Below are 13,326 nucleotides of genomic sequence, written 5' to 3' on the forward strand. Positions count from 1 at the left end.
TAATCTATTAATCACATAGAAATCAATATATTTGGTTAATAAGACAGTACGCTTTAAATAATTATTAAATTAAGTTTGATGGAAAGACAATTATGGAACAACTTACATTTTTATAATAATTACTATATGTGTTGGAATTGTACTTTACCATGTGGATAATTTATTAATTGGGTTTAATAAATTAAACGATTTTCAAGAGAATCTAGTTGTTGAGGCTCATGGAATTCTAGGAGATTTATTCATTTTTGGTATTATTATATCTATTTATGACACTACTTTGGTCAAAAGGGAGCAAAAACGTTTAAAAGAAAAAACCAAATTAGATAGAATAAATAAAAAAGATTTTGAGAAAGAAGGTGATGATATGGATGACAACTCATATCTAATAACTGACATCACGGTTAGTCGATGATTTCGTTATATAAATTTAAAATAAGAGCATAAAATACAGGATTGACAACATCTACTTTTTTAAAAAAAATTATTAATTAATTACAAAATTAAAATTTTTAATAAATAATGTAACTATCCGCTCTGCGAAGTTTGCAACTTCACACTATTACCCCAACCACCCCTCTCTATCTAAACTACGGTATTGAATAGCTTCACTAATATGCGTGCCGTTTACCTCATTCGTGTTTTCTAAATCGGCAATAGTCCTTGCTACTTTTAAAATTCGGTCATAGGCTCTAGCAGAAAGGTTTAATCTTTCCATGGCATTTTTAAGCAGTTCTTTAGAGGCTTCGTCTAACTTACAATACGCTCGTATTTGCTTGGTATTCATTTGCGCATTATAATGCACGTTTTCTAGGCCTACAAATCGTTCTGTTTGTAATTCTCTAGCTGCTGTAACTCTTTTTCGTATTTCTACACTACTTTCTCCTTTTCGTTCTTCGGAAAGTTTCTCAAAAGGCACTGGAGTAACTTCAATATGTATATCTATCCTATCTAATAAAGGACCCGATATTTTTCCTAAATACCGTTGCATTTCAGCTGGTGATGAGGTTACGGGCGCATCGGGGTCATTAAAATAACCGCCAGGACTAGGGTTCATACTCGCTACCAACATAAAGCTACTAGGGTAAGTAACCGTAAAACGTGCTCTGGATATAGTTACTTCTCTATCTTCTAACGGTTGGCGCATGACTTCTAACACGCCGCGTTTAAATTCTGGTAATTCGTCTAAAAATAAAACCCCATTATGCGATAAAGATATTTCTCCTGGTTGAGGGTAGGCTCCACCACCTACTAATGCTACATCCGATATTGTATGATGTGGACTTCTAAAAGGGCGTAAACTCATTAACCCCATATTCTTAACCTTACCAACTACGCTATGTATTTTTGTAGTCTCTAAGGCTTCATTCAAGGTCATTGGAGGCAAAATAGAGGGTAAACGTTTGGCTAACATGGTTTTTCCTGCTCCTGGAGGACCAATTAGAATAATATTATGCCCACCAGCTGCTGCAATTTCCATACAACGTTTTATACTCTCTTGTCCTTTTACATCGGAAAAATCGAACTCCGGAAAATCTAAACTTTTAGCAAATTCTTCTCTTGTATTAATTATAGTCTGTTCTAATGGTGTTCCTTTATCAAAAAAATCGATAACTTCTTTAATATTTTCTACGCCATAGACTTCTAAATCGGATACTATAGCAGCTTCTTTAACATTATCTTTTGGAAGTATAAAACCTTTAAACCCCTCTTCCCTAGCCTTTATAGCTATTGGCAAAGCTCCTTTTATGGGTTGCAAACTACCATCTAGAGATAGTTCTCCCATAATTATATATTTTTCTAAATTATCAGATTGTATTTGACTAGATGCTGTAAGAATACCTAATGCCAAAGTTAAGTCATACGCAGAACCTTCTTTACGCAAATCGGCAGGTGCCATATTAATGGTAATCTTTTTTCCGGGAATTTTATAGCCATTATTTAAAAGGGCTGCTGCTATCCTATAATTGCTTTCTTTAATAGCATTATCTGGCAAACCAACCAAATGATACCCAATTCCTTTATCCACATTTACCTCCACAACTATTGTGGTAGCTTCTACCCCAAAGACAGAACTACCATAAACTTTTGTAAGCATACTCCTATTTAGTTTGGGCTAAATATAAGTAATGATTTTGAAGTTTTTCTAATTTCTTTTTAATGAAATAAATATTATAAAATTTTAAATACCCATGCATAGTTTAAATCAACACCCTCTGGTAATTTGATGGTAGTACCTTCAGACGATTGTTCAAACTCAATTTTTCCATCAAATCCTAAAAGGGTAATAGATTTGATATTAAGCTTTGATTTTGTTAGATACTTGATGCTGATATCTTTCGTAGGTGTCTTCAAAACAGTGGCATACAATGAACCGTTATTGGTTGTAAATCTAATATCATTTTGAGTAAATCCTTTGTTTTTTCCTTCAGACAAGTGGCCAGTTTCTGTTTTTGTAGGACCTTCTCCGTAAACATCATAATATGTTGAACCATAAACAGCTTCTCCATTTACCTTTAACCAAGTACCAATATCTAATAGTATTTTCTTTTGATCATCTGGAATAATACCATCTTTTCTTGGGCCAATGTTTAATAATAAACACCCATTTTTACTTACAATATCTACCAAGTCTGCAACCAAATCATTGGCATCTTTAGGTATCCAGTTTTTGGTATAGTACCAAGAGTTTTTTCCTATTGAAGTATCAGTTTGCCAATATTCTTTTTTGATATTGTCCATTTTACTTCTTTCTAAGTCTAACATGTGTGTTCCTTTCTTATAAGATTCGTACTTATAATTTTTAGTTTGTAACACTACATTTTTGCCTCTTTTTAAGCCTGAATTATAGTAGTAAGCTGCCAATTTTTTATGATAAGGAGCAAATTCTGGTCTATCTAAGTAGAAGTCAAACCATAAAATGTCAGGATTATATTTGTCTATAATTTCTTGGGTTCTTGGCCACCACGTTTTTGCCAACCAATCTGCACTTACAGAATCTCCTATTTTGTGAGGTGGTGCATACAAATCTGAGTATTTAGGATTTGAGTTGTCAAAGTAAGGTTGTTGGTTATAAAAGTTGTAGTTAAATGCCAAGTGAGAACTTACCCCGCAAATCAACCCTTGTTTTTTAATTTCATCGGTTAAGTCTTTCAACACATCTCTTTTAGGCCCCATTTTTACAGCGTTCCATGGGGTAATGCTAGATTTATATAGGGCGAAACCATCATGGTGTTCTGCAACAGGCACTACATATTGTGCCCCAGATTTTTTGAACAATTCTACCCAAGATTTAGGGTCGAATTTTTCCATGGTCCACATAGGTATTAGATCCTTGTATCCAAATTCTTTTTGATCGCCAAATTTCTTTTTGTGATAGGCTACTGCTGGGTGAGGTTTTCCATTTACAACTTTTCCTGTTTGCGGGTTGGCAACTCCTTTATCGGAATACATCCAACGCGGATACCAATCAGTATGTAGTTCTGCTACTGAATTTGGTCCCCAGTGAATAAAAATTCCAAATTTGGCATCTTTCATCCATTGTGGAATTTCGTATTGTTTTAAGCTTTCCCAATTTTCTTCGAATACTATTTCTGGTTCTTCTTTCTTTTCTTTTTGCTTGTCTTCTTCTTTTGTTCTACAGTTAAAACAGCATGTTATTACAAGTAATAATAAAAAAATGTGCCTACTCATTTGTTTTAGTTTAGTGTTTCGTTATAAAATTAAAGCTTTATCATGTCCTGCCATTTCTCTTGTATAGAACTTTCAGTGTCTGTTTTTTGAAATTTGGCAACATAGGCTTGCCACTCTTCTTCTCTTGGTAATTTCTGCCATTTTGGACCAACTTCATCTAAATTAAAATCAGGCATGGTATCCATAATGAGCATCACTTGTTCCTTATGAATGTAAATTTCCATATCCTTTACGCCAACAGATTTCATGTTAGCGGTAATTTCTGGCCACGCCATTCCCATGGCATGCACGCTTTTGTATTCGTCTATAAGGTCTGGTTCCAATAGCAATGTCCAAACAAAACGTTTGTATGGTGCAACAGCCGTTTTTAATTGCCCCTCGGTTGGCTTATAAACTACTTTTTGGTCTAATTCATATATCCGGTCTAATGGGGCGCTATGTTGTACAAATATGTTTTTGAAATCTTCTAAATGACTAAAAGCATCAAATAATTGTTCTGAATTGAACGAGGCATCAGTATCTATAACCACAAAATAATCGCCATCTTTTTTATAGATATTAAATGCTTCTACCCCTTCCAAAGATTGCAATTGTTTAAACGTCTCAGAAGTCAATATTTCCAAAAAGTTATCATCATCAGAAGTTATAAAATAAGTAAATCGTCTAAATGTATCTACAGCCATTTTTACTAAGCTTTTATGTTGACTTTATAACCTTTTAGTGCAAAAAACAATAGGTATACATAACAAATTAGTGGAATAATAAATGAATATTTAATACCTACTGTATCTGAAATATACCCCATTAGAGGTGGAACAATAGCGCCACCAACAATTCCCAATAGGAACACCGAAGAGCCTGTTTTGGTGTATTCCTTTAAATCTTGCATACTTAAACTAAAAATAATTGGGTAAATAATTGAGGTAAAAAAACCAACGATAGATAAACATGTTAATGAGAAATACCCATTTGTAACAATGGCCAAAGTTACCAAGGCAAATGCACTAATGCTACAAAACGCCAATACATGTTGTGGTTTGAATTTCTTTAAAATGTAAACACCTAATAATCGTCCAATAAGTACTAATCCCATAAATGCGGTAATGTATTGTGCCGATTTTTGTTCGGTAAGTTCAGGAAGATTAAACCATTTTGCATAGCGAATAATGAAACTCACAATACCCACTTCTGCACCAACATAGAAAAACTCTGCACCAACACCATAAAGTGTATGCTTAAACTTTAATATATCTAGTAGTGGCTTTTTGCCAGCTCCTTCTTCATCTTTTATGGTTGGTAATTTTGTAAAAACTACAATTAAAGCTATTACAACTAATATCCCACCAAGTATAATGTATGGCGGTTTTACCAAATCTGCTTCTCCCGATAAAAAGGTCTCTAATTGACTTGGGGTAAAAGCATCAATGGTTTCCTGTGGTACATCTACTTCGTGTAAAAACAACATGGCTGCTAGTGCAGGAGCAATAGTTGCACCTACTGAACCTATAGCTGCTGCCATACTTAAACGACTGGAAGCACCTTCTGGGTTACCCAATTTTGTGATGTATGGAGATGCTGTAACTTCTAAAACAGCGAAACCCGCAGCCATAATGAATAAAGCTAACAAGAAGAATGAATATATTCGTGTTTCTACTGCTGGATAAAACAAAAAAGAACCAATTGCGGCAATAATTAACCCAGTTATCATGCCGTTTTTGTACCCCTTTTTCTGAATATACCACCCTGCTGGCAATGCTACAATAAAGTAAGCACCAAAAAATGCAGATTGTACTAATGAGGATTGAAAATCGGTGAGCTGACATGCCCTTTTTAAGTGAGGAATTAAAACATCGTTAATGTTTCTTGCTAAATTCCAGAAAAACATCAATGCCATCACGATGATTAGTGGTACTAAAAATTTTGAATTACTTCCTTTTGTTGATGACATTATGTTTTAGTTTAGTTGTTGTTGTTTTTTATTTAAAATTCAATAATTGCTTTTATTAAATCTTTCTTTTCATAGAGCTTTTCAAATTCCGTTGGAATGGCATCAAAACTCATACGATGCGTGATAAAAGAAGTGGCGTCAATTTTTCCTGCTTCTATTAAGCGAATGATTCTACCAAAATCTTCTCCCATTGCAGCTCTACTTGCTTTAAGAGTTAATTCTTTTTTGTGGAAAGACGGGTCGTGAAACATCACATCACCCATAAATAATCCTATAAAAACAATGGTTCCACCAGCGGCTGCATATTTAAAAGTGTTCATCATGGATGTGGAATTCCCCGTGGCATCCAAAATTACCGTTGGTAAATCTCCGTTTAAAAGTGTGGTGAGTTCTTCTTCAACGTTACCTAAAGCGTTAATGGTATCTTTTACTTTGGTGATGTTTTTACATTTTTCCAATTTAGCATCATCAATATCCATGGCAATGACTCTGGCGCCTTTTAATTGCGCAAATTGAATGGTTCCTAAACCAATAGGACCTGCACCAATAACCAATACAATATCCTCATGTGTAATATCTGCTCTATCTACAGCATGACAACCGATTGCCAAAGGTTCAATCATCGCTAATTGGTCGTCTGTTAAAGAATTGGTCGCATGTAAAAATTTAGCAGGATATTCAAAATATTCTTGCATACCACCATCTACATGAACGCCCAAAACTTGCAAGTGTTCACCACAATTGGTTTTACCTCGTCTTACGGCTTGTCCAATAATATCATTATAATAAGGCTCAACCGAACATTTGTCACCAACTTTCACATTGGTAACGTCGTCTGCAACGGCAACCACTTCAACAGCTAATTCATGTCCTAATATTTTAGGGTAACTGAAAAAAGGTTGTTGCCCTTTAAAGGCGTGTAAATCTGTGCCGCAAACACCAATTTTCTTTACTTTTAAGAGTGCATTTCCAGAGGATACTGCGTCACTTGGTTTTTCAACCTCCAATTGTTCCCATACGCCGGGTTCTTTTAGTCTAACTACTTTCATGATGTTATTCAGTTAAAATACAAGCTGTAACTTCGTTAAATAGGTCTTCGGAAAGTTTTCCCGCATTCCAATCATCTATTGTTGCTTTAATTTGAGCAGGTGTTCTTGCGCCCATAACCACCCTGTCTGCTTCTTTAATTGAAAATAAATAACGTTGTGCTAGTGTAGCTTGAGACATGTCGTATTTATCAGCAACGGCTTTTACGCGAATCGCATTTTCTAAATCTAATTGAGTTATCCATTCGCCATCAACACCTTCACTTTTATATTTTTCAAATCGATTTCCTAATAATGAAAAGTGTAATGCTGATGCTGCATAATAGGCAATTCCTTCCTTTTGATAGGATTGAATTTCACCATTAAACGCTGATAAATTACAAGCATCCATGTGTAAAAACCCCGAAACCACATCAAAATTATCTTTGGTGATGTAGGGTTTAAATGCTTCTGAAGGATTTCCTCCAACACCGATAGAATTTACTAAACCTTCAGCCTTAAAGCCTTTTAAAGTGTTTAAAACTTCATCAATATTTTCTAGAGGAACAAATTGCGGTTCGTGTAAAAATAATAAGTCTATTTTATCTAGTCCAAGCGTTTTTAAGCTATTATCTAAACTTCGCTTTAGGCCGTCAGTACTGTAATCTAACTTGACTTCAAAGGCATCTTTTCCTTTTAAACGGCCAATTTTTGTGCTTACAAATGGTTTATCACCTTTCCATTCTCTTAAAGCCATACCTACATAATATTCGGCATTGGCATAGGATGGCGCGGTATCTAAGGCAGCAATACCGTTTTCAAAAGCATATAACAATGCATCGATAGAATCGCGTTGGTCTACTTTTCCCCAAACACCTCCTAGGCCAGAGGTCCCATAAACCAATCTGGTTTCGTTATTAAATGCAGGACTTTTAGAGTAATCTCTTGTGATGTATGTTGGTTTCATTTATTTAAATTTTTTGATGAAATCCTGAATCAAGTTCAGGATGACATTAATCTAATTTCATTTGAGTGAGATATCAAATCCCACTACGTGGGTTAGAAATTTACGGTTGCCCCTCCATCAACAGGTAAAATAACACCTGTGATATATTTTGCGCCTTCTGAACTTAAGAATACGGCTGCATTTCCAATATCTTCGGTAGTTCCAAAATGGTCCATGGCTATTCTATTGGTGATTTGCAGTTTGCGTTCTTGGTCTTTATTTACAGCATTTAAGAACATATTAGAGGTAATCCATCCTGGTGCTATGGCGTTTACACGCACATTGTCTTTGGCATATTCTGTTGTTAAGCTATTTACCAATCCGGTAAGTGCAGTTTTTGACGCACTATAAGCAATTACGCGGTCAATACCGAATAACCCAGCCATTGAACCAATCATGATTACAGACCCTTTTTTACGTTTCAACATATATTTTGCACACTCGCGTGTTAATGCAAATACACTGATAAGGTTGGTTTGAATAATGCGTTCAAAATCATCATCGGTAGTATCTTGTGCCCAAGCTTTATGATGAATGCCTGCGTTATTTACTAAAATATCGATAGGTCCTTCTTCTGTTTCAATAGCTTCTACTAAAACAGGAATACTTGCTCTATCTGTAATATCATTCACTCTGTATGATGCATTTTCACCAAGTTCAGTTACTGCTTCTTGCAAAACCCCTTCTCTACGTCCAGTGATAACTACTTTTGCACCTGCTTCAATTAACGCTTTTGAAATTCCAAGCCCAATGCCTGCCCCTCCTCCGGTTACTATGGCACGTTGGCCTTCTAATGAAAAAACTTGTAAACTCATTAAAACTTGATTTCGATTAATGTATCGTCTATAAAATTGAATCCCCAACCTGGTCTATTATGTGGTTTTGCATAACCATCTTGGATTACCATAGGGTTATCAATTAAAGGATCTACCCAGTCAAAAGATTCTGCACCAACACCATTAGGAATAGTACACAATAACGGCACATCATAATCTTTATAATAGTGTGGTAATACAGGCAAGTTAAAACTATGTGCTAACGCCGCACTTTCTCTCCATTTTTCTACACCACCAATTCTTAAAATATCTGGTTGCCAAATATCTATTGCATTTCTTGTTACTAATTCTCTAAGTGGTAAAGTGTCGTATTCACGCTCTCCCATCGCCAAAGAAATACCTGCTTGGTTTTTAAGGATTTCAAAGGCTTGGAAATTTTGGTGATTTACAGGTTCTTCAAACCAGTTGATGTTCAATTCTTTGGCAGCTCCAGATAATTTCATGGCAGATGGCAAATCCATCCCTTGGTTGGCATCCATCATGATATCTACTTTATCTCCAATAGCTTCACGTACTAAACGTAAACGTTCTATATCAGTACTTACTTTTGGAGAACCAACTTTTATTTTTACGGCTTTGAAACCACGGTCTGCATAACCTGTAACTTCTTCTATTAACTCATCCACAGAGTAAGAAATCCATCCACCACTTCCGTAGATTGATACTTTCTCATGACAAACACCTAAGATTTCGTGTATCGGTTGGTTCAAGGTTTTCCCCCAAGCATCCCACATAGCAATGTTTACAGCCGCTTGCGCCCATCGGTTAATACCTTGGTTGCCAAAATATTCACCTAAATTATCTAGCTTATTATAAACAATACCCATTTCATTGGTTTTGTGACCAATAATATGAGGTACAGCATCTATCATTGCGCCAGCAATGGCATTTGGTGAATACTGAAATGATAATAAATAGGCCTCTCCAACAACACCGTTTTCTAATTGAATTCTCAATACTAAAAATGAGATTTCTGTAATAGTATGTGTAGCATCCGAAATTGGCTTTTTTAATGGAGCAGTTGCTTTGTATATTTTAGCGTCTCTAATTGTAATGTCTTTAGACATATTAGTTTTAAATTTAGTTGATAAAATTTCTGAGAGTTACAAATTTATAGATTAATGTATTGTGTTATTTCCACAATAACGCTATTTTTATACACCATTTTGGTTATTCACCCTAACTTACATATCATAAATTCCAAAAAAGATATACTTTTAATAAAAAATATTACTTTTTGAAGGCAAGATATCATGACATAAGAAACTCCCCTGGAAGCTCGTTTAGCGTAAAACTTTTTGAAGATAAAGAATTTCCTGCTGCATGGCATTTTCACAAAGAATATGAATTGACCTATATCATAAAAAGTACTGGTGTACGCTATGTGGGTAATAACATGGAAACGTTTGACCATGACGATTTGGTAATGGTGGGCGCCAATTTACCACACTGTTGGAAAACTATTGGGGAACAAACCGAAAATGTTAAGTGTATTGTGATACAGTGGCATGAAGACCTTTTGCTTAGTTGGTTAGATAAAGAAGAAGTAAAACATATACAGGAATTACTTAAGCGTTCTCAAAGAGGTGTAAAATTTAATAACTCCTTTGCTAAGGAAATTAAACAAAATTTATTGCAATTAGTGGAATCACAATCTTTTGAACGATTAATTTGCTTTTTACAGGTTTTGCAAAAACTTGCATTAACCAACGAGTTTGAACTTTTGGCAGGTTCTAGTTTTTCAAACAGCTTATCTTCTACAGAAAGTGAACGCATTAATACGATATATAACTATTTAAAGGAACATCATTTACATAAAATCTCTTTAAACGATATAGCAAATGAAGTTGCGATGAGTAATGATACATTTTGTCGTTTTTTCAAGAAGACCTTTAATACATCATTCTTTTCATTTTTAAACGAATACAAAGTGAGTATTGCCAGTAAAATGCTCATGGATACTGATTTGTCGGTTTCCGAAATTGGCTATGCATCTGGTTTTAATAACCTTTCTTTTTTTCATAGACAGTTTTATAGGTATAAAAAAACATCTCCTAGAAAATACAGATTACGTTTTCAGAATATTTAATTTGGACTAAATATAAGCAATGATTTTGAGGTCTCTTGTATCTCTTTTTTATTCAACATCATTTTTCGGAACTCTCCCCTCACAAACATCTCTGCTTGGTCTTGATAATGAGGACTAAAGGGGTTTCCTGACTGTCCTGTTGGCAATATACTCATGCTATTCTCTACATCGGAGAAATCTACAATTCGTCTAGTAGACGGTCCTGAAGTTACTTTATACTTACCGGTATTGTTATACAAAAAACCCATATTATTTATAACTTCTCTTGTTCCTGGCACAGGAAAAGGCCCAACATTAAAAAAAGAACGCAAAGCTTTTACTTTTCCTATTGGATGTTCATGTTCTAAAGTGTGTACTTTATTCCATGTCCATTTTTTATAATCTTTTCCAAAATCTTTCTCTAAAGAATTCCAAGCAGCTACAAAAGCTGAATTTATTATATCCTGTTTGGTTTCTTTTCTATTGGTTGTAGTTATATTGTCCCACCAAACAGATTCTGACTTAGCAGCCATAGGTGCAATTATTCTTTTTAATAGATGTGTTCCTAAAAACTCTGAGAATAATTCTTCTTCCAATTCATCTGAGAAAGTGCCTTTAATAAAATAATAAATCCAGCGGTGATAAATGGTTGCGGTATAACTGTCTATCGGATAATCTCCCTTCCATTCTTTTAACAAATCTAAAACCTCTATCTGACTATCATTCAGCAACTTAACATCAACAACCTTACCTAATTCTGTAACTACCAAAGGGTTAACTGCAGAGGTAACATCTAGCATCATTGTACCAACTTGTTCTTTATCCCAATCGTTTTTAGGCTCTAGTAATTGTGTAATACGTTTGGCTCTGTTTTCTGGCAAATAATATCCTGGATATAATTTACCTTCTACAGAGTCTGGCTGATTATTTGCTGAATATACATAATTCCAAGGCGGGTTTATTGCCTTTGGATTTTTGCTAAAATCTAGGTATTCTAAGCGCTCCTCTTTCCCTTTGGTACCATCTAAAACCATTTTAGAATTTATACCATCTGGGAGTGTATGTATTTTTGCAGATGCAAACCAAGCAACGTTTCCTTCTACATCTCCATACATTACATTTAATCCAGGAGCATGAATACCCGGAAGTGCTTGTTTAAATTCTTTAAAATTATTTGCTGTAGATATTTTATAAAAAGCATCTAAAACTTTGTTTTCACACAAGGTATATGTCCAAGACATACTAATAGGTTTTTCCCCTCGCACTTGCTTTGCTATCCCATTTAATATAGGGCCATGCTTGGTTTTCTTATACGTAAAACGTATATCTTTTTCTCCTTTTATTTTAATGGTTTTTGACACATAAGAATAGGATTCCCAACCAGTTGCAGTTTTATATTTTGTACTATCTGTTGGATTTGTTTTTTCGTAATAAAAATCTACATCATCATTTTCGAACATTGTTAAACCATAAGCCAAATTTCTATTATGCCCTAAGAGAGGAAAAGGAATACCTCCTAAATGATATCCATATTTTTCATAATCAGGAGTCTTTAAATGAGCTTCATACCAAACCGAGGGCTGAGAAAACCCTATATGCGGGTCGTTTGCAAAAAGTACGGCTCCTTTTTTTGTTTTCTTTGGAGAAAGAACCCAACTATTACTACCTTCAAACAATGGCAAACTTAATTTCTCCAATGCTTTATTAACCGTTGTAGCTACTGTATTTTTTAGTTTTCTTTTAATCTGCAATGTATCCGAGATTGGAGGCTTATAATTTTTTAACCAAACCGTATTAGTGTCTACATTTATTTCTAAATCCGATAAATAGGTTTCTCCTAATTTCTCTTTAATATTGGTTAATAACGGGTCTGTTTTATGAGCCATGGCAAAACTAAACGCCATGTAGCCCATTGTGTTATACATGTCCGAAATTTTAAAATCTTTTTTTTCTATTCCTGTAAGATAAAATTCTACAGGGGTTGGTCCTTCTTTAATAAACTTATTTACACCTTCTATATATGCATTTGATAATTTTACAACCGTACTTTTTGGGTCTAAATTTGCAACCGTTTTCTTTGTTGCTTCTTCTATATCTAGAGATAGAAAAAATTTATCTGTAGCTATTAAATCTTCTCCAAAAACTTCGGATAACTTACCCGCTGCAATTCTTCGCATTAGTTCCATTTGCCAGAGCCTATCCTGCGCATGTACATACCCTAAAGCTTTATAAACATCTTCTTGAGTTTCTCCATAAATATGTGGTATTCCGTAAGTGTCATAATATATAGAAACCTCTTTTTCTAAAGAATTAAATTCTATGTTACCCTCGTAATTTGGCTTAAGAAGCCCTGTAACTATAAAAAATAATAAAATTAAAATACCTAATAGCATTACTAGAAAAACAGCTATCTTTTTTAACCTTATCATAATTTTATTTATAGGTGAGGTTCTAAGATAAAAAATTTTAACTAAAAAAAGCACCTAAAAAGGTGCTTTACATTTTATAAAAAGGGGGAACTATATTTTATTGATATTATTACTTTACTATTAACAATTTTAATTTAAAATTTTAACTAAAAAAGAGATATTAAATACCTTACAAACAATACGCTATACGAAACCAATCCAAAAAGTAACAATACCAATACAGCTGCTTTTTTTAATTTAACCATTAGAATATTATTTTAATATTAAACCAAATATCCTCTTAAAAAGAAAAGGACTTTACATTAAAACGTAATATTATTCCTA

General features: G+C 34.2%; 11 protein-coding genes. 2 read left to right on the forward strand and 9 right to left on the reverse strand.

Annotated features, from left to right (window positions below):
• The first annotated feature begins 151 nt into the window (after positions 1-151).
• Complete coding sequence (locus tag CLV91_RS09505) at positions 152-412, forward strand: hypothetical protein (protein WP_121066987.1); 261 nt, start codon at positions 152-154, stop codon at positions 410-412.
• A gap of 147 nt (positions 413-559) precedes the next feature.
• Here CLV91_RS09505 and CLV91_RS09510 read toward each other — a convergent pair whose 3' ends face one another.
• The 8 genes from CLV91_RS09510 to CLV91_RS09545 form a co-directional block, all read right to left on the reverse strand.
• Positions 560-2,095, reverse strand: a complete 1,536-nt coding sequence (locus tag CLV91_RS09510; RefSeq protein ID WP_121066990.1) for a YifB family Mg chelatase-like AAA ATPase — start codon at positions 2,093-2,095, stop codon at positions 560-562.
• Positions 2,096-2,169: 74 nt separating this feature from the next.
• Positions 2,170-3,690, reverse strand: coding sequence for an alpha-L-fucosidase (locus CLV91_RS09515; protein WP_121066993.1), 1,521 nt, complete (start codon positions 3,688-3,690; stop codon positions 2,170-2,172).
• A 29-nt stretch (positions 3,691-3,719) separates the two neighbouring features.
• On the reverse strand, positions 3,720-4,373 hold the full coding sequence (locus CLV91_RS09520) for an L-rhamnose mutarotase (protein WP_121066996.1): 654 nt from the start codon (positions 4,371-4,373) through the stop codon (positions 3,720-3,722).
• 5 nt (positions 4,374-4,378) lie between these two features.
• Positions 4,379-5,638, reverse strand: coding sequence for an L-fucose:H+ symporter permease (fucP, locus tag CLV91_RS09525; RefSeq protein WP_121066999.1), 1,260 nt, complete (start codon positions 5,636-5,638; stop codon positions 4,379-4,381).
• A 32-nt stretch (positions 5,639-5,670) separates the two neighbouring features.
• Positions 5,671-6,687 carry a zinc-binding alcohol dehydrogenase family protein gene (locus tag CLV91_RS09530; protein ID WP_121067002.1) on the reverse strand — a complete coding sequence of 339 codons (1,017 nt, stop codon included), beginning with the start codon at positions 6,685-6,687 and terminating at the stop codon, positions 5,671-5,673.
• Between the two features lie 4 nt (positions 6,688-6,691).
• Positions 6,692-7,630, reverse strand: a complete 939-nt coding sequence (locus CLV91_RS09535) for an aldo/keto reductase (protein WP_121067005.1) — start codon at positions 7,628-7,630, stop codon at positions 6,692-6,694.
• A gap of 92 nt (positions 7,631-7,722) precedes the next feature.
• Positions 7,723-8,484: an SDR family NAD(P)-dependent oxidoreductase gene (locus CLV91_RS09540; protein WP_121067008.1), complete on the reverse strand. Its 762-nt coding sequence runs from the start codon at positions 8,482-8,484 to the stop codon at positions 7,723-7,725.
• Positions 8,484-9,572: a mandelate racemase/muconate lactonizing enzyme family protein gene (locus CLV91_RS09545; protein ID WP_121067011.1), complete on the reverse strand. Its 1,089-nt coding sequence runs from the start codon at positions 9,570-9,572 to the stop codon at positions 8,484-8,486. The genes CLV91_RS09540 and CLV91_RS09545 overlap by 1 nt, the downstream gene beginning before the upstream one ends.
• Before the next feature lie 170 nt (positions 9,573-9,742).
• Between CLV91_RS09545 and CLV91_RS09550 the strand changes: the two genes are divergently transcribed.
• On the forward strand, positions 9,743-10,594 hold the full coding sequence (locus tag CLV91_RS09550) for an AraC family transcriptional regulator (protein WP_121067014.1): 852 nt from the start codon (positions 9,743-9,745) through the stop codon (positions 10,592-10,594).
• Here the strand turns inward: CLV91_RS09550 and CLV91_RS09555 are convergent.
• A complete protein-coding gene (locus CLV91_RS09555) occupies positions 10,591-13,002 on the reverse strand; it encodes a penicillin acylase family protein (RefSeq protein WP_121067016.1) in 2,412 nt (803 codons plus the stop codon). The two genes, CLV91_RS09550 and CLV91_RS09555, sit on opposite strands and share 4 nt — an antisense overlap.
• Positions 13,003-13,326 lie beyond the last annotated feature (324 nt).

The organism is Maribacter vaceletii, assembly GCF_003634105.1.
GTDB classification, from domain to species: Bacteria; Bacteroidota; Bacteroidia; order Flavobacteriales; family Flavobacteriaceae; genus Maribacter_B; species Maribacter_B vaceletii.